The sequence below is a fragment of the Pseudomonas sp. 1L-C-7-B-C1 genome, from assembly GCF_057291635.1.
In genome coordinates this window covers 1-24,459 of record NZ_JBXAWH010000015.1, presented here as the reverse complement: position 1 = coordinate 24,459, position 24,459 = coordinate 1, and the positions used below count along the sequence as shown (strand labels likewise).

At 61.3% G+C, this 24,459-nt stretch carries 24 protein-coding genes and 1 pseudogene; all 25 read left to right on the top strand.

Features of this window, described 5'->3' with window-relative positions; translation table 11 throughout:
- Window positions 1-57 precede the first annotated feature (57 nt).
- The 25 genes and pseudogenes from fliL to AC0Z8Z_RS21595 all read left to right on the top strand — a co-directional run bounded on the left by fliL (window position 58) and on the right by AC0Z8Z_RS21595 (window position 24,047).
- Complete coding sequence (gene fliL, locus AC0Z8Z_RS21715; RefSeq protein WP_122534884.1) at window positions 58-564, top strand: flagellar basal body-associated protein FliL; 507 nt, start codon at window positions 58-60, stop codon at window positions 562-564.
- 9 nt (window positions 565-573) lie between these two features.
- Window positions 574-1,542 (top strand): flagellar motor switch protein FliM, encoded by a 969-nt coding sequence (gene fliM, locus AC0Z8Z_RS21710; RefSeq protein WP_074892976.1) that lies wholly within the window; start codon window positions 574-576, stop codon window positions 1,540-1,542.
- A 62-nt stretch (window positions 1,543-1,604) separates the two neighbouring features.
- On the top strand, window positions 1,605-2,063 hold the full coding sequence (fliN, locus tag AC0Z8Z_RS21705; protein ID WP_485620460.1) for a flagellar motor switch protein FliN: 459 nt from the start codon (window positions 1,605-1,607) through the stop codon (window positions 2,061-2,063).
- Window positions 2,064-2,546, top strand: a pseudogene (gene fliO, locus AC0Z8Z_RS21700) (flagellar biosynthetic protein FliO); the annotation flags it as partial.
- Window positions 2,547-2,665: 119 nt separating this feature from the next.
- Window positions 2,666-3,409, top strand: a complete 744-nt coding sequence (fliP, locus tag AC0Z8Z_RS21695) for a flagellar type III secretion system pore protein FliP (protein ID WP_065987303.1) — start codon at window positions 2,666-2,668, stop codon at window positions 3,407-3,409.
- Window positions 3,410-3,434: 25 nt separating this feature from the next.
- Window positions 3,435-3,704: a flagellar biosynthesis protein FliQ gene (gene fliQ, locus AC0Z8Z_RS21690; RefSeq protein ID WP_065987304.1), complete on the top strand. Its 270-nt coding sequence runs from the start codon at window positions 3,435-3,437 to the stop codon at window positions 3,702-3,704.
- A 7-nt stretch (window positions 3,705-3,711) separates the two neighbouring features.
- Window positions 3,712-4,497 carry a flagellar biosynthetic protein FliR gene (fliR, locus tag AC0Z8Z_RS21685; protein ID WP_122534887.1) on the top strand — a complete coding sequence of 262 codons (786 nt, stop codon included), beginning with the start codon at window positions 3,712-3,714 and terminating at the stop codon, window positions 4,495-4,497.
- Window position 4,498: 1 nt separating this feature from the next.
- Window positions 4,499-5,638: a flagellar biosynthesis protein FlhB gene (flhB, locus tag AC0Z8Z_RS21680; protein WP_172612856.1), complete on the top strand. Its 1,140-nt coding sequence runs from the start codon at window positions 4,499-4,501 to the stop codon at window positions 5,636-5,638.
- Window positions 5,639-6,268: 630 nt separating this feature from the next.
- A complete protein-coding gene (locus AC0Z8Z_RS21675) occupies window positions 6,269-6,811 on the top strand; it encodes a DUF3455 domain-containing protein (protein ID WP_485620459.1) in 543 nt (180 codons plus the stop codon).
- Window positions 6,812-6,922: 111 nt separating this feature from the next.
- A complete protein-coding gene (locus AC0Z8Z_RS21670) occupies window positions 6,923-7,486 on the top strand; it encodes a sigma-70 family RNA polymerase sigma factor (protein ID WP_485620458.1) in 564 nt (187 codons plus the stop codon).
- Window positions 7,483-8,214 carry an anti-sigma factor gene (locus tag AC0Z8Z_RS21665; protein WP_485620457.1) on the top strand — a complete coding sequence of 244 codons (732 nt, stop codon included), beginning with the start codon at window positions 7,483-7,485 and terminating at the stop codon, window positions 8,212-8,214. Before AC0Z8Z_RS21670 ends, AC0Z8Z_RS21665 begins: the two co-directional genes overlap by 4 nt.
- 800 nt (window positions 8,215-9,014) lie before the next feature.
- Window positions 9,015-11,144: a flagellar biosynthesis protein FlhA gene (gene flhA, locus AC0Z8Z_RS21660; protein ID WP_065987309.1), complete on the top strand. Its 2,130-nt coding sequence runs from the start codon at window positions 9,015-9,017 to the stop codon at window positions 11,142-11,144.
- Between the two features lie 11 nt (window positions 11,145-11,155).
- Window positions 11,156-12,499 carry a flagellar biosynthesis GTPase FlhF gene (gene flhF / locus AC0Z8Z_RS21655; protein WP_172612851.1) on the top strand — a complete coding sequence of 448 codons (1,344 nt, stop codon included), beginning with the start codon at window positions 11,156-11,158 and terminating at the stop codon, window positions 12,497-12,499.
- A gap of 118 nt (window positions 12,500-12,617) precedes the next feature.
- Complete coding sequence (gene fleN / locus AC0Z8Z_RS21650; RefSeq protein ID WP_062385964.1) at window positions 12,618-13,451, top strand: flagellar synthesis regulator FleN; 834 nt, start codon at window positions 12,618-12,620, stop codon at window positions 13,449-13,451.
- Complete coding sequence (fliA, locus tag AC0Z8Z_RS21645) at window positions 13,448-14,191, top strand: RNA polymerase sigma factor FliA (RefSeq protein WP_122536797.1); 744 nt, start codon at window positions 13,448-13,450, stop codon at window positions 14,189-14,191. The genes fleN and fliA overlap by 4 nt, the downstream gene beginning before the upstream one ends.
- 240 nt (window positions 14,192-14,431) lie before the next feature.
- Window positions 14,432-14,806 (top strand): chemotaxis response regulator CheY, encoded by a 375-nt coding sequence (locus AC0Z8Z_RS21640; protein WP_172612850.1) that lies wholly within the window; start codon window positions 14,432-14,434, stop codon window positions 14,804-14,806.
- A gap of 19 nt (window positions 14,807-14,825) precedes the next feature.
- The gene (locus tag AC0Z8Z_RS21635; RefSeq protein WP_122536798.1) at window positions 14,826-15,614 is read left to right on the top strand and encodes a protein phosphatase CheZ; all 789 of its coding nucleotides are present in this window, start codon (window positions 14,826-14,828) and stop codon (window positions 15,612-15,614) included.
- Between the two features lie 144 nt (window positions 15,615-15,758).
- Window positions 15,759-18,077, top strand: a complete 2,319-nt coding sequence (locus tag AC0Z8Z_RS21630) for a chemotaxis protein CheA (protein ID WP_485620456.1) — start codon at window positions 15,759-15,761, stop codon at window positions 18,075-18,077.
- Window positions 18,078-18,432: 355 nt separating this feature from the next.
- Entirely contained in the window at window positions 18,433-19,584 is a 1,152-nt protein-coding gene (locus AC0Z8Z_RS21625; RefSeq protein ID WP_485620455.1) for a protein-glutamate methylesterase/protein-glutamine glutaminase, read from the top strand.
- Entirely contained in the window at window positions 19,584-20,324 is a 741-nt protein-coding gene (locus tag AC0Z8Z_RS21620; protein ID WP_122536801.1) for a flagellar motor protein, read from the top strand. Before AC0Z8Z_RS21625 ends, AC0Z8Z_RS21620 begins: the two co-directional genes overlap by 1 nt.
- A gap of 7 nt (window positions 20,325-20,331) precedes the next feature.
- A complete protein-coding gene (gene motD / locus AC0Z8Z_RS21615) occupies window positions 20,332-21,213 on the top strand; it encodes a flagellar motor protein MotD (RefSeq protein WP_485620454.1) in 882 nt (293 codons plus the stop codon).
- Window positions 21,214-21,250: 37 nt separating this feature from the next.
- Complete coding sequence (locus AC0Z8Z_RS21610) at window positions 21,251-22,039, top strand: ParA family protein (RefSeq protein ID WP_485620453.1); 789 nt, start codon at window positions 21,251-21,253, stop codon at window positions 22,037-22,039.
- A 112-nt stretch (window positions 22,040-22,151) separates the two neighbouring features.
- On the top strand, window positions 22,152-23,096 hold the full coding sequence (locus tag AC0Z8Z_RS21605) for a CheW domain-containing protein (protein WP_485620452.1): 945 nt from the start codon (window positions 22,152-22,154) through the stop codon (window positions 23,094-23,096).
- Between the two features lie 72 nt (window positions 23,097-23,168).
- Window positions 23,169-23,648, top strand: coding sequence for a chemotaxis protein CheW (locus AC0Z8Z_RS21600; protein ID WP_172612844.1), 480 nt, complete (start codon window positions 23,169-23,171; stop codon window positions 23,646-23,648).
- The gene (locus AC0Z8Z_RS21595) at window positions 23,649-24,047 is read left to right on the top strand and encodes a DUF2802 domain-containing protein (RefSeq protein WP_122536806.1); all 399 of its coding nucleotides are present in this window, start codon (window positions 23,649-23,651) and stop codon (window positions 24,045-24,047) included.
- The last annotated feature ends 412 nt before the right edge of the window (window positions 24,048-24,459 follow it).

The following is a 24,459-nucleotide window of genomic DNA, read 5'->3' as shown; positions in this document are numbered from 1 at the left end:
CTTGCTCTTCCTCTGTCACGCAACACCGAACCCTTTGGATAGTGACGGATTATTGGCATGGCGAAGAGCGACGACGCAGCAGTGGCGGACCCCGCAAAAAAGGGCAAGTTGAAAGTCATCATCCTCATTGTGGTGGGGCTTCTGCTGGCCATTGGTGTGTCGGTAGGCGCGACCTGGTTCATCATGCACAAGGCCGAAAGCAAGCCGGACCCGGCTGCCGTGGCGGAAGCGGCGAATGCCAAAAAAGAGGCGATCTTCGAACCGCTGACGCCGCCGTTCGTCGTCAACTACAACGTCAATGGCCGTCAGCGCTACATGCAGGTCAGCATCACGTTGCTCGCCCGTGACAAGGCTGATCTTGAGGCGTTGAAAGCGCACATGCCGGTCATCCGTAATAACCTGGTAATGATGTTCTCCGGTCAGCCATTCGATACCATCGCAACGCCGGTGGGCATGGAAATGCTGCGCCAGAAGGCGGCAGCCGTGGTCCAGGAAGTGGGCCAGAAAGAGCTGAGCAAGAGCGTGATCGAACAGGTACTTTTCACTAACTACGTACTGCAGTAGGACCACGACATGGCCGTGCAAGACCTGCTGTCCCAGGATGAGATCGACGCGCTGCTGCATGGCGTCGACGACGGTCTGGTGCAGACCGATAGCGTTGCCGACCCCGGCAGCGTAAAAAGTTATGACCTGACCAGTCAGGATCGCATCGTCCGCGGACGCATGCCGACCCTGGAAATGATCAACGAGCGTTTCGCCCGTTACACCCGCATCAGCATGTTCAACTTGCTGCGCCGCTCGGCCGACGTGGCCGTGGGTGGCGTGCAAGTGATGAAGTTCGGCGAATACGTGCACTCGCTGTACGTGCCGACCAGTCTCAACCTGGTCAAGATCAAGCCCCTGCGCGGCACCGCGCTGTTCATTCTTGACGCCAAGCTGGTGTTCAAGCTGGTGGACAACTTCTTCGGCGGCGACGGCCGTCATGCCAAGATTGAAGGACGGGAATTCACCCCGACCGAGCTGCGCGTGGTGCGCATCGTGCTGGATCAGGCCTTCATTGATTTGAAGGAAGCCTGGCAGGCGATCATGGAAGTCAATTTCGAGTACATCAACTCGGAAGTGAACCCGGCCATGGCCAACATCGTCGGCCCGAGCGAAGCGATCGTGGTGTCCACCTTCCATATCGAACTGGATGGCGGCGGCGGCGATCTTCACGTGACCATGCCGTATTCGATGATCGAGCCGGTGCGCGAAATGCTCGACGCCGGTTTCCAGTCGGATGTCGACGATCAGGACGAGCGCTGGGTCAATGCCCTCAAGCAGGACGTGCTCGATGTGTCGGTGCCGTTGCGCGTCGCGGTCGCCACGCGCCAGCTCAAGCTGCGCGACATCCTGCACATGCAGCCGGGTGACGTGATCCCGGTCGAGCTGCCGGAACACCTGGTCATGCGCGCCAACGGCGTGCCGTCCTTCAAGGTCAAACTGGGTTCGCACAAGGGCAACCTGGCCCTGCAAGTGGTCGAACCCATAGAACGCCGCTGACGCTCCGTCGCCGGCAAAACGAATGTGCTGCGTAAACGAATCAATGTTCCCCGAGGACAACCATGGCTAATGACAACGATATGACTTCCGCAGACGACCAGGCGCTGGCCGATGAATGGGCGGCGGCACTGGGCGAATCCGGGGACGGGCAAGCGGACATCGACGCGCTGCTGGCCGCCGACGCGGGCAACGCCGCCAATCGCATGACAATGGAAGAGTTTGGCGGCGTGGCGAAAAGCAACGGCGCGGTCACTCTGGACGGCCCGAACCTGGACGTGATTCTGGATATCCCGGTGTCGATTTCCATGGAAGTGGGCAGCACTGACATCAACATTCGTAACCTGCTGCAGCTCAACCAGGGCTCGGTGATCGAGCTGGACCGTCTGGCTGGCGAGCCGCTGGACGTTCTGGTGAACGGCACCCTGATCGCCCACGGCGAAGTGGTGGTGGTGAACGAAAAGTTCGGCATTCGTCTGACCGACGTGATCAGCCCGAGCGAACGTATCAAGAAGCTGCGTTAAGTGCGCCGCGTGATCAGAACCCTGGCGAGCTTGCCGCTGCTGGCAGTGTCCTGGGCGGTGATGGCGGCCGATCCGGCGATGCCTGCCACGCCAGCCGCAACCACGGCGACGACGGCTGCCAACACGGCGCCTGCCGTCGCCGCGCCGGTGGCCGGTACGGTGAATGGCGGGATGGCCGGCCAGTTGCTGCAACTGGTGCTCGGCCTGCTGCTGGTGATCGGGCTGATCTTCGTCCTGGCCTGGCTGATGCGCCGGGTGCAGCGCGCGGGGCCGGCTGGCAATCAGGTCATCAAGCTGGTGGGCTCTCGCGCGTTGGGGACTCGCGATCGGCTGGTGCTGGTGCAGGTCGGCAACGAACAGGTGTTGCTGGGCGTCTCGCCCGGCAGCATCACCGCGCTGCACGTCATGAACGAGCCGGTCGAGGTTCCAGACGCGCAAAACGCGCAGCCGGAATTCGCCAGGCGCCTGCTTGAAGCGCTGGGCAACAAGGGCGCGGCTGGGCAACGCACAGGCCTGAATATCTTCGGTGCGGCAGGGAAGAAGACAGCTACGCCAGGCAAGACGGGTTTGACAGAGACTCCGGATCAGAAGGACACGAACTGATGCGCATTGTTTTGACGCTGCTGCTGTTGCTTGCAGCGCCGCTGGCGTTCGGCGCCGATCCGTTGTCGATCCCCGCGATCACGCTGGGCACCGGCGCCAACGGTCAACAGGAATACTCGGTCAGCCTGCAGATCCTGCTGATCATGACGGCGCTGAGCTTCATCCCGGCGTTCGTCATGCTGATGACCAGTTTCACGCGGATCATCATTGTCTTCTCGATTCTGCGTCAGGCCCTCGGCCTGCAACAGACGCCGTCCAATCAGATACTCACCGGCATGGCGCTGTTCCTGACCCTGTTCATCATGGCGCCGGTGTTCGACCGGGTGAACAACGATGCCTTGCAGCCCTACCTGGCGGAGAAACTCACCGCCCAGGACGCCGTGGCCAAGGCCGAAGTGCCGATCAAGGATTTCATGCTGGCGCAGACCCGCTCCAGCGACCTTGAACTGTTCATGCGCCTGTCCAAGCGCACCGACATCGCGACCCCTGATGCGGCGCCGTTGACAATTCTGGTGCCGGCGTTCGTCACCTCCGAACTGAAAACAGCGTTCCAGATCGGCTTCATGATTTTCATCCCGTTCCTGATCATCGATCTGGTGGTGGCGAGCATCCTGATGGCCATGGGCATGATGATGCTGTCGCCGCTGATCATCTCTTTGCCGTTCAAAATCATGCTGTTCGTGCTGGTGGATGGCTGGGCGCTGATCATCGGCACCCTGGCCGGCAGTTTTGGTGGCGTATGAATTCGTCTGATGTGGAGTGCGCAGCATGACCCCGGAAGTAGCCGTCGACCTGTTTCGGGAAGCGCTGTGGCTGACCACGACCATGGTTGCCATTCTGGTCGTACCGAGTTTGATCGTCGGCCTGATCGTCTCGATGTTCCAGGCCGCGACGCAGATCAACGAACAGACCCTGAGCTTCCTGCCACGCCTGCTGGTCATGCTGGTCACGCTGATCGTGGTCGGCCCGTGGATGGTGCGCACCTTCATGGAGTACATCACCAATCTGTACACCAGCATTCCTCAAGTGATCGGCTGACCCCGCGATGGATCCTGTGCTGGCGTTGACCGATACCCAGATCAGCACCTGGGTGGCGGCGTTCATGCTGCCGCTGTTCCGCATCGGCGCGCTGCTGATGACCATGCCGATCATTGGAACCACGCTGGTGCCCAAGCGGGTGCGGCTGTATTTCGCGCTGGCGATCACGGTCGTCGTCGCGCCGAGCCTGCCACCCATGCCCGCCGTGCAGGCGCTGGACCTCAGCGGGCTGCTGCTGATCGCGCAGCAGATCCTCATCGGCGCCGGCATGGGCCTGTCGTTGCAGCTGTTTTTCCAGGCCTTCGTCATCGCAGGGCAGATCATCGGGATTCAGATGGGCATGGGCTTCGCGTCCATGGTAGACCCGGTCAACGGGGTGTCGGTGGCGACCATCGGGCAGTTCCTGACCATGCTCGTGACCCTGCTGTTCCTGGCCATGAACGCACACTTGCTGGTCTTCGAGATCCTCATCGAGAGCTTCACCACCTTGCCGGTGGGGCAGGGCATCAGTACGACGGACATCTGGCTGCTGGTAATGCGTCTGGGCTGGGTGCTCGGCGCGGCACTGCTGTTGGTGCTGCCGGCCATCGCTGCGCTGCTGGTGGTGAACATCGCCATGGGCGTCATGACCCGCGCGGCACCGCAGCTGAACATCTTCTCGATCGGTTTTCCGCTGACGCTGGTGCTGGGCATGGTGATTCTGTGGATCACCCTCGGCGACATTCTCAACCAATATCAACCGCTGGCGGTCGACGCCTTGCAGTTGCTCAGAGACCTGGTCAAGGCGCGCTGACATGGCCGAAAGCGAGAGTGGTCAGGACAAGACAGAAGACCCCACGGACAAACGCAAACGCGACGCCCGGGAGAAGGGCGAGATTGCCCGCTCCAAGGAGCTCAACACGGTTGTCGTGATGATCGTGGGCGCTGCGGGATTGCTGGCGTTTGGCGGTTCCATGGCGGAAATGATGATGCAGTTGATGCGCGACAATTTCACCATCACCCGCGAGGCGATTCTCGACGAGCGCAGCATGGCGATCATGCTGATGGCGTCGGGCAAGGCGGCGCTGTTGTCGGTCCAGCCGATCCTGCTGGCGTTGACGGTAGCGGCGTTCGTCGGTCCCATTTCCCTCGGCGGCTGGTTGTTTGCCGCCGGCTCCCTGGCGCCCAAGTTCAGCCGCATGAACCCGGCCGCCGGCATCAAGCGGATGTTCTCGCCCAAGGCGCTGATTGAGCTGCTGAAGTCGTTTGCGAAGTTTTTGATTGTGCTGGCGGTGGCGCTGGTGGTGCTGATGAAGGACCAGGCCGACCTGGTTGCCATCTCCAAGGAGCCGCTGGAGATGGCGGTGGTGCACAGTTTGCAGTTGGTGGGCTGGAGCACGCTGTGGATGGCGATGGGGCTTTTGATCATCGCGGCGATCGATGTGCCGGTGCAGTTGTGGGAGTCTCACAAGAAGCTGCTGATGACCAAGCAGGAGGTGCGCGATGAGCACAAGGACAGTGAAGGGCGGCCGGAGGTCAAGCAGCGGATTCGTCAGTTGCAGCGGGATATGTCACAGCGGCGGATGATGGCGGCGATTCCGGAGGCGGATGTGATTATCACGAACCCGACTCATTATGCGGTGGCGTTGAAGTATGACGCGGAGCGGGGCGGCGCGCCGATTCTGTTGGCCAAGGGCAGTGATTTCATGGCGTTGAAGATTCGGGAGATTGCGGCGCAGCATGAGATTCTGTTGTTGCAGTCGCCGGCGCTGGCGCGGTCGATTTATTACAGTACGGAGTTGGATCAGGAGATTCCGGCGGGGTTGTATCTGGCGGTGGCGCAGGTGTTGGCGTATGTGTATCAGATTCGGCAGTATCAGGCGGGGCGTGGCAAGCGGCCTGATCCGCTCAGGGATAATCTGCCGATTCCGCCGGATTTAAGGCGGGATTCGTAAAGGGGACTGATTTATTTACAGCGCTTCACCGTAAATTAATCTGTCCCCGATTGCGGGGGCGGCTGGGAGAGGTCTGCCTAACGGCAGACATTTCGCCTTCGGCGAGTTACTTGATAAAGCCCCAAGTAACCAAGGGCTTGTGCTCCTGGTTGGGCCCCTCCTGCGTCGGGGTTCCTTCACTCCGGTCTCGCTCCGTGGGCCCGCGCCGAACGGACATCCATGTCCTGACGGCGCTCTCGCCGCATCCCTGCGGCTCGGCCCACTCCGCGAGACCTGCGTTCAGCCTGCACCCAAGTCGCGATTGGGGGTGACTAAACCTTTTGCGTACGAAGATCAAAAGCAGATCAAGTGCAAGATCAAAGGCTTCCCGGCTAAAGCCAGTCCTACGGGTGCGTGCGGTCTGTTAGTGGGACCGGCTTTAGCCGGGAAGAGGCCTGTTCAAGCGCTGACGTTTTTTGCTCATGCCTGATCGTTCCCATGCTCCGCGTGGGCATGCATCCCATGACGCTCCGAGTCGTCTCGCACTTCACTTCGATTATTTTTTCAATCCGCTGCATCCAGTTCGTTCTCCCCCGGGTAGTACAGGTAGTAGCGATGGCTGCTGACCTGTTTATCTAATGGAGTGATGGCATGAACGCTAAAACATTACTGGGCTCGTTCGGTGTTTCGTTGGCAGCCACTTGCCTGTTGGCCACGGCGCCGGCGGCTTATGCGCAGATGGCGTTGCCTGATGCGGTGAAGGTGCCGGACGGTCACAAGATCGCGATGGAGGCAGTGGGCGTCGGCGAGATCACCTATGAGTGCCGCGACAAGCCAAACGCCGCCGGCCAGACAGAATGGACGTTCGTCGGCCCGAAAGCGGTGTTGAATGATCGCAGCGGCAAGCAGGTCGGCACGTACTTCGGGCCGCCGGCGACGTGGCAGGCTACTGACGGTTCGAAGATCACCGGCACGCAGCTCGCTGTCGCACCTGCCGGGACGGGCGATATTCCTTATCAGTTGGTCAAAGCCAACCCTGCGGAAGGCAAGGGCGCGATGAGCAATGTCAGTTACATCCAGCGCGTGGCGACCAAAGGCGGCATAGCGCCAAAGATGGAGTGTTCGATGGCGACCAAAGGCAAGCATGAAATCGTGAAATACCAGGCGGACTATATTTTCTGGGCCGCCAAGTAGACCAATGTCCCACGTCCTGCTGCGTCGCTGATGCACAAAGTCATCTACGCTGCACCGACGCAACCCCGGCCTTTGGGTCGGGGTATTTCTTTTCGTTGGCGGTTGAACACTTTGTCCTTACCTGAAGACTGTTTTGACTACGAAGCCTGTCTGGCAGCCTGTGCCAAGGGCGAGCGACGGGCCTTGCACGACCTCTATACCCAGGAAAGCGCACGTCTGCTCGGCGTCGCCAAGCGCATCGCTCGCAGCGACGCGCTGGCGGAGGACATCGTGCATGACGCCTTCATTAAAATCTGGACCCGCGCGGGTAGTTTCGACCCGGCGCGAGGCACTGCCCGTGGCTGGATTTTCAGCGTGACACGGCACCTGGCGCTGAACTTCATGCGGGATAACGCGAACACCCTTCAGGTCAGCGAGCAGAGCGAAAACGCACTGCTGGCCGAGGCTGCACTGGAGTCCGCAACCCAAGCCGACACCTTCGAATACAGTGCCCGCTCGGGACGTATTTTCGGGTGCCTTGAACAGCTGGAACCGGCGCGGCGCAACTGCATTCTTCATGCGTACGTCGACGGCTACTCGCACTCGGAAATAGCGCAGAAAGTCGGCGCGCCGCTGGGCACCGTAAAGGCCTGGATCAAACGCAGTCTGGTGGCATTGCGGGAGTGCATGGGATGACAGGCTATCCGTCAAAAGACAGCGCCGACGAACTGGACGCACTGGCCAGCGAGTACGTGTTGGGCACACTGCCGGCCGAGCAACGCCTCGATGTCCAACACCGCCTCGGCACGGACGCCGATTTGCGCGCAGCGGTGGACGCATGGGAAGGGCGCCTGTTGGCCTTGACCGAGCTCGCCAAACCGCAGACCCCAAGCCCGCAGCTGTGGGATCGCATTGCGCGCAGCGTCAGCAGCCATGACCGCCGAGCTCCTGTACAGGCGCCGGCCGTGAAGTCGCGTTCATGGTGGGATCTGCTGCCGTTGTGGCGCGGGCTGGCCGGCGCAGGACTCGTCGCGACGCTGCTGCTCGCCACAATGCTGGTGACCCGGACAGCGCCGGTGAACCCCACAACTTACCTCGTGGTACTGGTCGCCCCGCAAAACCAGGCCCCCGGCTGGGTGATCCAGGCCAATAAACCGGAAGAAATCCAGCTGATACCCCTGGGCCCCACCCCAGTCCCCGCCGACAAAGCCCTCCAGTTCTGGACCAAGGCCGACGGCTGGCAGGGGCCCGTGTCCCTTGGCCTGGTCAAACCTGGCCAGACCCTCTCCATCCCCGTAAACCAACTGCCCCCGCTGCAACCCAACCAACTCTTCGAACTCACCCTCGAAAACCCCAACGGCTCCCCGACCGGCAAGCCTACCGGGCCGATTCAATTCATCGGGCGGGCTGTGAAAGTGATCTAGCGCTTGGCGGCTGGCGGGGACAGATTAATTTACGGTGAAGCGCTGTAAATAAATCAGTCCCCTCTAGGAGACGCGGAGCGTCGGGGGCGGCATTCCCACGCAGAGCGTGGGAACGATCTCAGGCCGGTGCGCGACGCCAGATTTGTGTTGTCGCACCTGACGCCTTCCCGGCTAAAGCCGGTCCCACAAAAAACAGCGCGTGCAGTCAGTGAAATTGTTGGTGGTCACACAGGCGTCTTCCCGGCTGAAGCCGGTCCCACAAAAAGCAGCGCGTGCAGTCAGCAGGAATGGCCTGTTCCCGCCTGAAGCCAGTCCTACAAGGGCACCGCATGCAGTCAGTGGGACCGGCTTTAGCCGGGAAGCTTTTGCCTTTGATCTTTCTACGCAAAAGGTCCAGACACCACAAATCGCGACTTGGGTGCAGGCTGAACGCAGGTCTTGCGCAGTGGGCCGAGCCGCATGGATGCGGCGAGAGCGCCGTCAGGACATGGATGTCCGTTCGGCGCGGGCCCACGGAGCAAGACCGGAGTGAAGGAACCCTGAGGAACGAAGGGCCCAACCAGGAGCAGGCACCCTTGGTTACTTGGGGTGCTTTTCCAAGTAACTCGCCGAAGGCGAAACCGAGGCCGTTAGGCCGACGCTTGTGATTTTGGCGTACTCAGCCACGACCCAGATCTCAAATCTAAATACTGGCACTCTGATATTTTCACCCCAATCCCAAATGTTGGACCCCTTCTTGCAATAACCCCGATACAACGCTTCGGCGTCAAAAGATTGATTTAACGCGCAGGTGCCCATCGGTGGAACGCTCACAACTCATCTCCCACGCCAGAACCGGATTGATCGGCCTGGGCCGTGGACAACTTGGCGTCCCGCTACTGCTCCTCGTCATGCTCGCCATGATGATGCTGCCCATGCCGCCGTTCCTGCTGGACGTCTTTTTCACCTTCAACATCGCCCTGTCCATCGTCGTCCTGCTCGTCTGTATCTACGCCCTGCGGCCCCTCGACTTCTCCGTATTCCCGACCATCCTCCTCGTCGCCACCCTGCTGCGCCTGGCCCTCAACGTCGCCTCCACCCGCGTCGTCATGCTCCACGGCCAGGACGGCCACGCCGCCGCCGGTAAAGTCATCCAGGCGTTCGGTGAAGTCGTCATCGGCGGCAACTACGTCGTCGGTATCGTTGTTTTCGCCATCCTCATGATCATCAACTTCGTCGTCGTCACCAAAGGTGCCGGGCGCATCTCCGAAGTGAGCGCGCGCTTCACCCTCGACGCCATGCCCGGCAAACAGATGGCCATCGACGCCGACCTCAACGCCGGCCTCATCGACCAGCCCGAAGCCAAGCGTCGTCGCCTCGAAGTCGCCCAGGAAGCCGAGTTCTACGGCTCCATGGACGGTGCCAGCAAATTCGTCCGCGGTGACGCCATCGCCGGCCTGCTGATCCTCTTCATCAACCTTATCGGCGGCATGCTTGTGGGCATCCTGCAACACGGCATGACCTTCGGCGACGCCGGCAAGGTCTACGCGCTGCTGACCATCGGTGACGGTTTGGTGGCGCAGTTGCCTTCTCTGCTGCTGTCTACTGCCGCCGCGATCATGGTCACCCGTGCGTCCGGTTCGGAAGAAATGGGCAAACTGGTCGGCCGCCAGATGTTCGCCTCCCACAAGGCACTCGCTGTCTCCGCCGGGATCATGATCGTCATGGGCCTGGTTCCGGGCATGCCTCACTTCTCATTCATCAGCCTCGGGCTGGTGGCCGCTGGCGGTGCTTACCTGCTGTGGAAGAAAGAGAACCAGGTCAAGCTTGCCGCGGTGCAAGAGGTCAAGCGTCAACAAGAGCTGCTGCCGTCGCCGACCCGGGCGCAGGAATCCAAGGAACTGGGCTGGGACGACGTCACCCCGATCGACATGATCGGTCTGGAAGTGGGCTACCGCCTGATTCCGCTGGTGGACCGCAATCAGGGTGGTCAGCTGCTGGCGCGGATCAAGGGCGTGCGCAAGAAGCTCTCCCAGGAGCTGGGGTTCCTCATGCCGACCGTGCACATCCGCGACAACCTCGACCTGGCGCCAAGCGCCTATCGTCTGACCCTCATGGGCGTGACCCTGGCCGAAGCCGAGATTTACCCCGACCGCGAACTGGCCATCAACCCCGGTCAGGTATTTGGCAGCCTCAACGGCATCACTGCCAAGGACCCGGCGTTTGGTCTGGAAGCCGTCTGGATTGAAATCAGCCAGCGCGCTCAGGCGCAATCCCTGGGTTACACCGTGGTGGACGCCAGCACGGTGGTGGCAACCCACTTGAACCAGATTCTCTACAAGCACTCTCATGAATTGATTGGCCACGAGGAAGTCCAGCAATTGATGACCCTGCTGGCCAAGGGATCGCCAAAACTGGCGGAAGAACTGGTGCCGGGCGTGCTGTCACTGTCGGCCCTGCTGAAGGTGCTGCAGGCGCTGCTTGCCGAACAGGTGCCGGTTCGCGACATCCGCTCCATCGCTGAAGCCATCGCCAACAACGCCGCGCGTAGTCAAGATACCGCCGCGCTGGTGGCTGCGGTACGGGTCGGATTGTCCCGCGCAATCGTCCAAAGCATTGTCGGCATTGAGCCGGAGCTGCCTGTCATCACGCTTGAACCAAGGTTGGAACAGATCTTGCTAAATAGTCTGCAGAAGGCAGGTCAGGGTCAGGAAGAAGGCGTTCTCCTCGAACCGAGCATGGCTGAGAAACTTCAGCGCTCGTTGATCGAAGCGGCGCAGCGTCAGGAGATGCAGGGGCAGCCGGTTATTTTGTTGGTCGCAGGTCCGGTTCGCGCCATGTTGTCCCGCTTTGGACGGTTGGCTGTACCGAATATGCATGTTTTGGCTTACCAGGAAATTCCTGACAATAAGCAAGTCACCATCGTAGCGACTGTCGGGCCCAACGGCTGAGGTAGTGAGTCATGCAAGTTAAGCGTTTTTTCGCCGCCGATATGCGACAAGCCATGAAACTGGTTCGCGATGAGCTGGGCGCTGAAGCTGCCATCATCGGGAACCGGCGGATCGCCGGCGGCGTGGAACTGACCGCCGCTCTGGATTACAAGTTGTCTGCGTTGGCGCCGCGTGTGCCGAACATCGAACTCGAAGAAGAATTGCGCAAGACCCAGTCGCGCATCGTCACCGCTCAGGCTGAGCTGACCCACCGCAGCGAGCTGGACACTGTCGCCAACCGTCAGTTGTTCGCCGGCCTTGCGATGGATGACAGCAAGCAGATTGAACCGACGCTGGAAGAACCGTTTCGCCCGTCGATCCACGCTGCTGTGGCTGCCGAACGTGCCGAGCGCAACGCCGAGCCGGCCGTGGGCGACCGCGCCTACGAAGCGATGCGCTCCGAATTGAACGGCCTGCGCGAACTGCTGGAAGTCCAGCTGGGCTCGCTGGCCTGGAACCAGCTGCAAGGCAGCCGTCCGCAGCAGGCCAACCTGTGGCGCCGTCTGCAACGCGTCGGCCTCTCCGGCCCGCTGTCCCGCGATCTGCTGGCGATGGTGCCGGACTCGAACGATCAGGCCCACACTTGGCGCATGCTGCTGGCCCATCTGGCCCGCATGATTGCCACGCCCGATGTGGAGCCACTGGAAGAGGGCGGTGTGATTGCCATGGTCGGCCCTGCCGGCATGGGCAAAACCACCACGCTGGCTAAACTGGCAGCCCGATATGTGTTGAAATACGGCGCGCAAAATATCGCGCTGGTGAGCATGGACAGTTTCCGCATTGGCGCTCAGGAACAGCTGAAAACCCTGGGCCGGATCCTCAATGTACCGGTTACCCACGTCGACCCGGGCCAGTCCCTGGCTCAGGCGCTGGAGCCGCTGTTGCGCAAGCGCGTGGTGTTGATCGACACCGCCGGCCTGCAAGCCAGCGATCCGGCCCTGCGTCTGCAACTGGAAACCCTCGCCGGCCGTGGCATCAAGGCGCGCAACTACCTGGTGCTGGCGACAACCAGTCAGAAGCAGGTGCTGTCAGCGGCTTACCACAGTTATAAACGTTGCGGCCTGGCCGGGTGCATCCTGACCAAGCTCGACGAAACGGCCAACCTGGGCGAAGTGCTCAGCCTGGCCGTGACACACGAACTGCCTGTGGCCTATCTGACCGATGGCCCACGGATACCGGATGATCTGCATTTGCCGCGTCGGCACCAGTTGGTGAGCCGGGCTGTCAGTGTGCAGATGCAGGAGGAGCCAAGCGAGGAAGCGATGGCGGATATGTTTGCGGATCTTTATCACAGCACCGGCAAGCGCGCGGGCTAGGTGAAGAAAATGACAGTGGAATTTTCCTGCATCGATGGTCTGCCAGGCATTGTTCAGACACTGAACGTGCAGCCCGACATGTGGCTTAGGTCTAAGCAAGACAAGGTAAACAATTAACATGGGCAGCATGCATCCCGTACAGGTTATCGCGGTGACCGGTGGCAAAGGTGGCGTAGGCAAGACCAACGTTTCAGTGAATCTTTCACTGGCGCTGGCCGAGCTGGGACGTCGCGTCATGCTGCTGGACGCCGATCTGGGTCTGGCCAACGTCGACGTATTGTTGGGGCTGACCCCCAAACGCACCCTGGCTGACGTCATCGAAGGGCGGTGCGAGCTCCGCGATGTCCTGCTGCAAGGCCCGGGCGGCGTCCGCATCGTGCCGGCGGCGTCGGGCACCCAGAGCATGGTCCACCTGACCCCGGCGCAACACGCCGGGCTGATTCAGGCGTTCAGTGACATCGGCGACAACCTCGACGTGCTGGTCATCGATACCGCCGCCGGCATCGGCGAGTCGGTGGTGAGCTTCGTGCGCGCCGCCCAGGAAGTGCTGCTGGTGGTGTGCGACGAGCCCACGTCGATCACGGACGCCTACGCCCTGATCAAACTGCTCAACCGCGATTACGGCATGAACCGCTTCCGCGTCCTGGCCAACATGGCCCAGAGCCCGCAGGAAGGGCGCAACCTCTTCGCCAAGCTGACCAAGGTCACCGACCGCTTTCTCGACGTGGCCCTGCAGTATGTAGGCGCCGTGCCGTACGACGAATGCGTACGCAAGGCCGTGCAGAAGCAGCGCGCCGTGTACGAAGCGTTTCCGCGTTCTAAATGCGCGCTGGCGTTCAAGGCCATCGCACAGAAAGTCGACACCTGGCCGCTGCCGGCGAACCCGCGCGGTCACCTGGAATTTTTCGTAGAACGCCTCGTGCATCAAACCAGCGCAGGGCCCGTCTCATGACAGCAAGTGGCTATCGCATGTACAGCAAATCGTCCAAAGACTCCCAGTATGAGCTGATCGAGCGTTATGCCCCGCTGGTCAAACGAATCGCCTACCACTTGCTGGCGCGTCTGCCGGCCAGCGTGCAGGTCGAGGATTTGATCCAGGCGGGCATGATTGGCTTGCTCGAGGTCTCGACCAAATACGACTCCACCAAAGGGGCCAGTTTCGAGACGTACGCGGGTATTCGTATCCGTGGCGCGATGCTCGACGAAGTGCGCAAGGGGGACTGGGCACCGCGCTCGGTCCACCGCAATACGCGCATGGTCAGTGACGCGATTCGTTCAATCGAAGCAAAAACCGGCCGTGACGCTAAAGATCACGAGGTTGCTGCCGAACTTGAAATGAGTCTCGACGATTATTACGGGATTCTGAACGATACCCTGGGCAGCCGACTGTTCAGTTTCGACGACCTGTTGCAGGACGGCGAACACGAAGGGCTGCACGAGGACGGCGCAAGCCAGTCCCTGGAACCGTCGCGGGATCTGGAAGACGAGCGCTTCCAGGCTGCGCTGGCCGAGGCCATTGCCAACTTGCCGGAACGTGAACGCCTGGTGTTGTCGCTGTATTACGACGAAGAGCTGAACCTCAAGGAAATCGGTGAGGTTCTGGGTGTCAGCGAGTCGCGGGTCAGCCAGCTGCACAGTCAATGCGCGGCGCGGTTGCGCGGTCGCCTTGGCGAGTGGCGCGCACGTTCCTGAATCAGGCGCGGGCCGCGAGGCCTGCGTGTTGCTTGTAAGACCGGCTGTGCAGGACGTGAGCGGGAAGCAAAAGAGACATGGCAGGAGTCGGTCGAACCGGGTCGTGGATGATCCGGTTTCGCTGCGCTCGTCCCGGTCGATTCCACCCCTTTTCATGTTCGGCGCAGCCGGTATTGATTGAATGCGCGTTCAGGTGCTGAACGCGTTAAAGACTGCTTGGAGGTCGAATTGGACAAGAACATGAAAATCCTCATCGTTGATGACTTCTCAACGATGCGGCGGATCATAAAAAACCTGTTGCGTGACCTTGGGTTCACCAACACGGCCGAAGCTGATGACGGACTCACCGCATTGCCGATGCTGCAAAGCGGCGCCTTTGACTTCCTCGTCACTGACTGGAACATGCCGGGCATGTCCGGCATCGACCTGTTGCGTCAGGTGCGTGCCGACGAGCGTCTGCGCAGCCTGCCGGTGCTGATGGTCACTGCCGAAGCCAAGCGTGAGCAGATCATCGAAGCCGCTCAGGCCGGTGTGAACGGCTACGTGGTGAAGCCGTTCACCGCGCAAGTGCTCAAAGAGAAAATCGAAAAGATATTCGAGCGCGTCAATAGCTGATGTCCGCTGCGAGGGCGCTATGGATTCCAAAGATTCGACAATGGGTGACTTTGAGTCAACCCTGAAGAAACACGCACAAGAGCTGGTCGCGAGCCTTGAAAAAGGCAAGTTCGGCGACGCCGTGCAACTGATCCATGAGCTTAACCAGACCCGCGACCGTGGCCTGTATCAGGAAGTCGGCAAATTGACGCGCGAGCTGCACAGCGCGATCGTCAACTTCCAGATCGACCCGAACATGCCGCAGGCCGAGGAGGTCTCCCAGATCACCGACGCCACCGAGCGGCTGTCGTACGTGGTCAGGCTGACCGAAAACGCGGCCAACCGGACGATGGACCTGGTGGAGCTGAGCACGCCGCTAATGCACGGGCTGACTGACGACGCCAAGTCGTTGAGCGCCGATTGGGGACGCTTCATGCGCCGCGAGATCAGCGCCGAAGAGTTTCGTGATCTGGCCCGCCGCGTCGATGTGTTCCTGACCCGCAGCGAGAAGGAGACCACCGAGGTCTCTGCGCATCTGAACGACATTCTGCTGGCCCAGGATTACCAGGACCTCACCGGTCAGGTAATCAAGCGCGTGACCACGCTGGTCACCGAAGTCGAGCGCAACCTGCTCAAGCTGGTGCTCATGGCGAGCCAGGTGGACCGCTTCGCGGGCATCGAGCACGACCAGGAAGTGTTCCGTCAGCAAAAAGAACAAGAAAAACTTCACTCCAAGGGTGAAGGTCCGCAGATTCATGCCGATAAACGTGAAGACGTTGTATCCGGACAGGATGATGTTGACGATCTGCTATCCAGCCTCGGATTCTGATTCGGTCACTCTGTTTCGGACTTCAGGTTTTCTGTGAAAGTGGCTGCTGGACCCGCGCGCCAATGCTTCGACGAAAGCAATGCGCGCAGGCCGTCAGTGCAGCCTCCGGATCGGTTTGACGGTTAATTTTAGGAGCACCCCCCAATGAGCTTCGGCGCCGATGAAGAAATCCTTCAGGATTTTCTGGTAGAGGCCGGCGAGATTCTCGAGCTGTTGTCAGAGCAGTTGGTCGAGCTGGAAAGCCGGCCAGATGATGCGGACCTGCTCAATGCAATTTTTCGCGGTTTTCACACTGTAAAAGGGGGCGCCGGCTTCCTCCAGCTCAACGAGCTGGTTGAATGCTGTCACATTGCCGAGAACGTGTTCGACATCCTGCGCAAGGGTGAACGTCGCGTTGACTCGGAGCTCATGGACGTGGTGCTCGAAGCACTCGATACCGTCAACAGCATGTTCGGTCAGGTGCGCGAGCGTTCCGCCGTCACCCCGGCCACACCTGAACTGCTGGCCGCGCTGGCACGCCTGGCGGAGCCGGCCTCGGCTGAAGAAATCGCTGCAGCACCGGTGGTTGAAGAGCCGGTCGCTGAAGCGCCGTCCGAAGACATCACCGATTTCGAGTTCGAACAGCTTCTGGATTCGCTGAATGCCGTCAAGGCCCAGGCGGCAGGAGCACCTGCGCCGGCTGCACCTGCACCAGCGGCTCCCGTTGCAGCAGCACCTGCGGCACCGGCTGCCGCGCCGGCCGGTAATGCGGCCAGCGATGAAATCACCGACGCCGAATTCGAATCGCTCCTCGATCAGCTGCATGGCAAAGGCCAGTTCGCCGTCGATGCCGTGCAACCGCCGGCCGCTGTAGCGCCGTCTGCCGCACCGGCCAGTGACGAAATCACTGACGATGAATTCGAGTCGCTGCTTGATCAGTTGCACGGCAAGGGTTCGTTCTCGCCGGATGCCGTAGGTGCAGCTGCTCCTGCTGCCGCTGCACCTGCCGCACCGGTTGCGCCAGCTGCAGCGTCGAAAGCCGCAGCATCGGACGAAATCACCGACAACGAATTCGAAGACCTGCTGGATCAGTTGCACGGCAAAGGCAAGTTTGAACCTGCCGTCGCTGCCGCAGCACCCGCTGCCGCAGCACCCGCTGCTGCACCGGCCACCAAGCCAGAACCCGCTGCCAAAGCTGAACCGGCGAAAGCGACGCCTGCTGCCGCCGCTCCGGCGAAAGCGGCTCCTGCCGCTGCGCCTGCCCCGGCTCGCGCTGCCGCTCCCGCGCCCAGCGAAAAACCGCCGTCTGAAGCGGAAACCACCGTGCGCGTCGACACCGCGCGGCTGGACGAAATCATGAACATGGTCGGCGAACTGGTGCTGGTGCGTAACCGCCTCGTGCGTCTGGGCGCCAACAGCGCCGACGAAGCCATGTCCAAGGCCGTGTCCAACCTGGACGTGGTCACCGCTGACCTGCAGACCGCGGTCATGAAGACCCGCATGCAGCCGATCAAGAAAGTGTTCGGCCGCTTCCCGCGACTGGTCCGCGATCTGGCACGTCAGCTGAAGAAAGAAATCAGCCTTGAACTGGTGGGTGAAGAAACCGACCTGGACAAGAACCTCGTCGAGGCCCTGGCCGACCCGCTGGTCCACTTGGTGCGCAACGCGGTCGATCACGGTATCGAGTCGCCGGAAGAGCGGGAAGCATCAGGCAAGCCCCGTAACGGTCGTGTGATTCTGTCGGCCGAACAGGAAGGCGATCACATCCTGCTGTCGATTTCCGATGACGGCAAAGGCATGGACCCTGCGGTCCTGCGTGCCATCGCCGTCAAGCGTGGCGTGATGGACAAGGACGCAGCGGATCGCCTCAGCGACACCGATTGCTACAACCTGATTTTCGCGCCGGGCTTCTCGACCAAGACTGAAATTTCCGATGTGTCCGGGCGTGGCGTGGGCATGGACGTGGTGAAAACCAAGATTGCCCAGCTCAACGGTTCGATCAACATCCATTCGACCAAGGGCCTGGGCTCGAAGATCATCATCAAGGTGCCGCTGACCCTGGCGATCATGCCGACGCTGATGGTCATGCTCGGCAATCAGGCTTTTGCCTTCCCGCTGGTCAACGTCAACGAGATCTTCCACCTGGACCTGTCGACCACCAACGTCGTCGATGGTCAGGAAGTGGTGATCGTCCGCGACAAGGCGCTGCCGCTGTTTTACCTCAAGCGCTGGCTGGTCAGTTCGGCGGCCCACGAGGAGCAACGCGAAGGCCACGTGGTGATCTTGTCGGTCGGCACCCAACGCATCGGCTTTGTGGTCGATCAGTTGGTCGGCCAGGAAGAAGTGGTGATCAAGCCGCTGGGCAAAATGCTGCAAGGCACGCCGGGCATGTCGGGCGCCACCATCACCGGTGACGGCCGCATCGCCCTGATTCTCGATGTGCCAAGCATGCTCAAGCGCTACGCGGCACGACGGATTGGTTAAGCAGTGTGGGACCGGCTTCAGCCGGGAATAGGGCGGCGAAAACACTGTGGATTTTCGGTGTGACATCCGACGCCTTCCCGGCTAAAGCCGGTCCCACTAACGGCATGCGGAGGGCGCCTTGCGAGGTTTCTCAGTGGGACCGGCTTCAGCCGGGAAGAGGGCAGGGTGAACACCCTTGATTTTCGGTGTGATACCCGACGCCTTCCCGGCTAACGCCGGTCCTACAAATAGACCCGGTCTCGTTTCAAGCGCGAAAAACGGTCTCACTGGCCTGTCTCGTCTCGCCAATGTGACCCAAGCTACGTGATTCAGGGCGCGCCGACCTTCAGGGTGACGCGCGCTCTTTGGAGTGTTTATGGCAGTCAAGGTTCTCGTCGTGGACGATTCGGGTTTTTTCCGACGTCGTGTCTCGGAAATTCTCTCTTCAGATCCCACGATTCAGGTGGTCGGTACTGCCACCAATGGCAAGGAAGCCATTGAACAAGCCCTGGCCCTCAAGCCCGACGTGATCACCATGGACTACGAAATGCCGATGATGGATGGCATTACCGCGGTCCGTCATATCATGCAGCGCTGCCCGACCCCGGTATTGATGTTTTCCTCCCTGACCCACGAAGGCGCCAGAGTGACCCTCGATGCGCTGGACGCTGGCGCGGTGGATTTCCTGCCGAAAAACTTCGAAGACATCTCGCGCAACCCCGAGAAGGTCAAACAGATGCTGTGCGAGAAAGTCCACAGCATCTCCCGCAGCAACCGTCGTTTCAGCGGTTACGGCAGTACGCCTTCCGCCACGTCGGCACCGGCGCCATCTCCTGCGCCCGCTGCACCGCGCAGCACGGCTCCCGAAGCGCGACCGTCGCGTCCGGCACTCGCCCCTGCGCCTGCCCGTGCAGCGGCGCCGGCTTCTCACCACCACGCGCCGACCTCGGGTGCGCCCAAGCGCAAAGCCTACAAACTGGTGGCGATCGGCACGTCCACCGGTGGCCCGGTTGCCTTGCAGCGGGTGCTGACCCAGCTGCCCGCCAACTTCCCGGCGCCCATCGTGCTGATCCAGCACATGCCGGCCGCCTTCACCAAAGCCTTCGCCGAACGTCTCGACAAGCTGTGCCGCATCAGTGTCAAGGAAGCCGAAGACGGCGACATCCTGCGTCCAGGTCTGGCGCTGCTGGCGCCTGGCGGCAAACAGATGATGGTCGACGGTCGCGGCGCGGTGAAAATCCTGCCCGGTGACGAGCGCCTCAACTACAAGCCCTGCGTCGACATCACCTTTGGCTCGGCGGCAAAATCCTACAGCGACAAAGTCCTCGCCGTCGTCCTCACCGGGATGGGCGCTGACGGCCGTGAAGGCGCGCGCCTGCTCAAGCAGAGCGGCAGCCAGATCTGGGCGCAGGACGAAGCCAGTTGCGTGATTTATGGGATGCCCATGGCGATCGTCAAAGCCGAGCTGGCCGACGCCGTTTACAGCCTCGACGATATCGGGCGCCACCTGGTTGAGGCCTGCAGCTGATGGATGTCTTGACGCTTATCGGGATCATTCTGGCGTTCGTCGCGATCATCGGCGGCAACTTCCTTGAAGGCGGGCACCTGGGCGCGCTGCTCAACGGCCCGGCCGCGCTGATCGTGCTCGGCGGTACGCTGGCGGCCTGCCTGGTGCAGACGCCCATGAGCGCGTTCAAGCGGGCAATGCAGATCTTCATCTGGATTCTGTTTCCGCCGCGCATCGATCTCGCCGGTGGCATTGATCGCGTCGTGTCCTGGAGCCTCACCGCGCGCAAAGAGGGCCTGCTCGGCCTCGAAGCCGTGGCCGACTCGGAGCCGGATGCCTATTCGCGCAAAGGCCTGCAGCTGCTGGTCGACGGCGCTGAACCGGCGGCCATACGGGGCATCCTGGAAGTCGATTTCCTGACCCAGGAAAGCCGCGATATTCAGGCCGCCAAGGTCTACGAAAGCATGGGTGGCTACGCGCCCACGATCGGCATCATCGGTGCGGTCATGGGCCTGATCCATGTCATGGGCAACCTGGCCGACCCCAATCAGTTGGGCAGCGGTATCGCCGTCGCCTTCATTGCCACCATTTATGGCGTGGCGTCCGCCAACCTGTTTCTTCTGCCCGTGGCGAACAAGCTCAAGGCCGTGGCGATCCGCCAGTCGCGCTATCGGGAGATGCTCCTCGAAGGGCTGCTGTCGATTGCCGAGGGCGAGAACCCGCGCTCGATCGAACTGAAGCTGCAAGGCTTCATGGAGTGATGGACTGATGGCCCGCCGACGTCGCCATGAAGAGCACGAAAATCACGAACGCTGGCTGGTGTCCTACGCGGACTTCATCACCTTGCTGTTTGCGTTTTTCGTGGTCATGTACTCCATCTCGTCGCTGAACGAAGGCAAATACAAGGTGCTGTCCGAAGCGCTGGTCGGGGTCTTCAACGAGCCCGAGCGCAGCATCAAGCCGATCCCCATCGGCGAGCAGAAACCGCAGACCGTGCGGCCTGCCGATCCGCTGGTTCAGGACAGCGAGCAGACCGACGCGGCGCTGGGACAGGCCGCGGACGACCCGCTGAAGTCGATTGCCGATGACGTCAACGCGGCGTTCGGCGACCTGATCGCTTCCAAGCAAATGACCGTGCGCGGCAACGAGCTGTGGATCGAGATCGAGCTCAATTCCAGCCTGCTGTTCGGCAGCGGCGACGCGATGCCGAGCAATCAGGCCTTCGACCTGATCGACAAGGTCGCAAAGATCATCAAGCCGTTCGATAACCCCGTCCACGTCGAAGGCTTCACCGATAACCAGCCGATCAACACCGGCCAGTTCCCGACCAACTGGGAGCTGTCTTCAGCGCGCTCCTCGAGCATCGTGCGGATGCTGGCGATGGACGGGATCAACCCGGCGCGGCTCGCTTCGGTGGGCTACGGCGAGTTCCAGCCCCTGGCCTCCAACGCCACCGCCGACGGCCGCGCGCGCAACCGTCGCGTGGTGCTGGTGATCTCGCGCAACCTGGACGTGCGCCGCAGCCTAACCGGCTCAGGCACTACCGCCAACGCAAAACCCGATGCCGCCCTCCGTCGTGCTGGCACACAAACTGCACCAGTCCCCGCCAAGCCGCCGCAAGGCGTCAAATCTTCGTCATCTGCCCCTTAAACCCGGTCGCCGCTTTGGTCGGGGGGAAAACGAGTACATGAGAGTCTGGGCAGTAGCCAATCAGAAAGGCGGGGTCGGGAAGACCACCACCTCCATCGCTTTAGCCGGCTTGCTGGCAGAGGCGGGCAAGCGCGTGGTCGTGGTGGATCTCGATCCCCATGGCTCGATGACCAGCTATTTCGGGCAAGACCCCGATACGCTGGAACACAGCAGCTTCGACCTGTTCCTCAACAAAGGCGTGGTGGCGGACGGTTTGCCGGGCCAACTGCTGTTGCCCACCAGTGACAAGCGCATTTCGCTGCTGCCATCGAGCACCGCGCTGGCCACCCTTGAGCGCCAGTCGCCAGGGCAGAGCGGCCTTGGGCTGGTGATTGCCAGAAGTCTGGCCCAGCTGTGGCAGGACTTTGATTACGCGATCATCGACAGCCCGCCGTTGCTTGGCGTGCTGATGGTCAACGCCCTGGCGGCGAGCCAGCAACTGTCGATTCCGGTGCAGACTGAATTTCTCGCGGTGAAGGGCCTGGAGCGCATGGTCAACACGCTGGCGATGATCAATCGCTCGCGCAAGGTGCCGCTGCCTTACACCATCGTGCCGACGCTGTTCGATCGCCGCACCCAGGCCTCGATGAGCACCCTCAAGCTGCTGCGCGACAGTTACCCGGAACACGTCTGGAATGCCTTCATTCCGGTGGACACGCGACTGCGCGATGCCAGCCGCGCGGGTCTGACCCCTTCACAGTTCGACAACAAGAGCCGTGGCGTGCTGGCCTACCGCGCGTTGCTCAAGCACCTGCTCACCGAACAGCTTGTCGGGCAGGTGGCCTAGTGTCCGCTGATCGTTATTTTTCGAGCGGCGCGCCTGCACGCTCAAGTCCATCGGCTATGCAGCCGATATCTGTATCAGGCGGTAATCGCATCACTACTTTTCGGGCTCCCGTATGAACCGCCCTCTGGACATTGCTTCACGACCACAACTGGCGCTGCAGAACTACCTGGACGCGTTGCTCTATGACGCGACCGAGGAGCTGCAGGTCGTCGAGTCCGTCGATGAATTTCAAGCGGCCGTGCTCGAAGAGCAGGCCCATGACGCACGCATGCGTTCTGCAGTAGCCGCTGCGGTGGCTGCCGCTTTGCCGGTGCCACAGCCCGCGCCGATGAGCCGGCCTGCGCCTGTTTCGCTGGCGTATTCGGCTCAGCCGGAACCTGCCGCCGCGCGGGTGATGGAACGGCCAGTGGTCATGCCTCCGGTGATTCTGCCGCCAGCCATCGTTCCGCTGGTTGAGCCGGCTGTTGAAGCGCCTGGGGTTGAGGCTCTGGTGGTGGAAGAGCCGCCAACAGCGCTGGTCGAGCCGGTTGTTGACGTGCATCTGTCCGCTCAACGCACGCCAACGCCGCCGCCCACTGGCGACGAGCGCCCGGCCTGGGCGGCCGAGCCGTTCGAATGCCTGCTGTTCGACGTTGCCGGTCTGACCCTCGCGGTGCCGCTGGTGTGCCTGGGTTCGATTTACCCGCTGGCAGGCCATGACTTGACGCCGCTGTTCGGTCAGCCGGACTGGTTCCTCGGGATCCTGCCAAGCCAGGCCGGCAACCTGAAGGTGCTGGACACCGCGCGCTGGATCATGCCGGACCGCTACCGCGACGATTTTCGTCAGGGCCTGCAATACGTGATCTCGGTTCAGGGCTATGAGTGGGGGCTGGCGGTGCATCAGGTCAGCCGCTCGTTGCGCCTGGACCCCAACGAAATCAAATGGCGCACCCATCGTGGTCAGCGGCCCTGGCTTGCCGGGACGGTGATCGAACACATGTGTGCGTTGCTGGACGTTTCCGAGCTGGCCGAGCTGATTGCCAGTGGCGCGGTCAAGCAGATGAAAACGCATCAATAAACATCGTCAGATCAACACAGGGCGGCGTACGAAACGTCGACCGCACCGCACAACACGCAAGGGGTTAGGGGTATGAAGAAGTCGTCAGCACAGGGTTCCGAAGATCCGATTCTGCAGTGGGTCACCTTCCGCCTGGACAACGAGTCGTATGGCATCAACGTGATGCAGGTTCAGGAAGTGCTGCGCTACACCGAGATCGCTCCGGTCCCGGGCGCGCCAAGCTACGTGCTGGGGATCATCAACCTGCGCGGTAACGTCGTCACCGTGATCGACACCCGTCAGCGCTTTGGTCTGGATCCGGTTGAAGTCAGCGACAACACGCGAGTGGTGATCATCGAGGCCGACAAGCAAGTGGTCGGTATCCTGGTCGACAGCGTCGCTGAAGTCGTTTACCTGCGTCAGTCGGAAGTCGAAACCGCGCCGAACGTGGGCAACGACGAGTCCGCCAAATTCATCCAGGGCGTCTGCAACAAGAACGGCGAACTGCTGATCCTGGTGGAACTGGACAAGATGATGTCCGAGGAAGAGTGGTCCGAGCTGGAGAGCATCTGATTGATTCTCGATGTGGCGGTTATTTTTCTGGCGGTGTTGTGGGTCGCGAGCGTCGCGATGTTCATGGCCCACACCAAGCGCTTGCGCATCCAGGCCACCCAGCAGCTGGAGGCGGATTCGCTGCGTGATCAGCGCATCCGCGAGCTGGCTCGGCGCCTGGAAAATTACCAGAGCGGGACGGTGAGGATGGGTGAGGAACTGCACGAGTTGCGTTCCATCATCGCGCTGCTGCCAGACAAGATCACTGCCCTTGAGCAGCGCGATCCCTCGACCCTGTCCTTCGCCCAGGCCGCCCGCCTGGTCGGCATGGGTGCCAGCATCGACGAACTGACTCAATCCTGCGGCCTGACCCAGGCCGAAGCGCAGCTGATGACCAAGGTGCATGGGCATAATCGATAGGTGAGGGGGGGCGCTGCTGCCTTGCGAGCACGCTTACTGTCATCAGCCATAACGGCGCCGCAGAAGTAGCTGCCGAAGGATGCACTGTGGGAGCCGAGCTTGCTCGCGAATGGGGCCTTTCAACCGCTGCATTTTTAGCGGATGTACCGGCCTCTTCGTGAGCAAGGTGGAGCGCCACCCCGGTCACTCCCACAGGTTTTGCAACAACCGGCGATTTTGAGTCAGCCCACCGTCATGTGGGAGCGAGCTTGCTCGCGAAGACTTACTTTCAGCCCCAGAGAAAGTGGCTGAATGCCCCGGCCTCTTCGTGAGCAAGCTGAACTGGTCAAGTGATTCTGGACACCCATTTAGGTTTTCAAGCAGCCGCTCGCTCCGCAGCTACAGGCGAACAGTAGCCGTTGTAGCTGTGGGG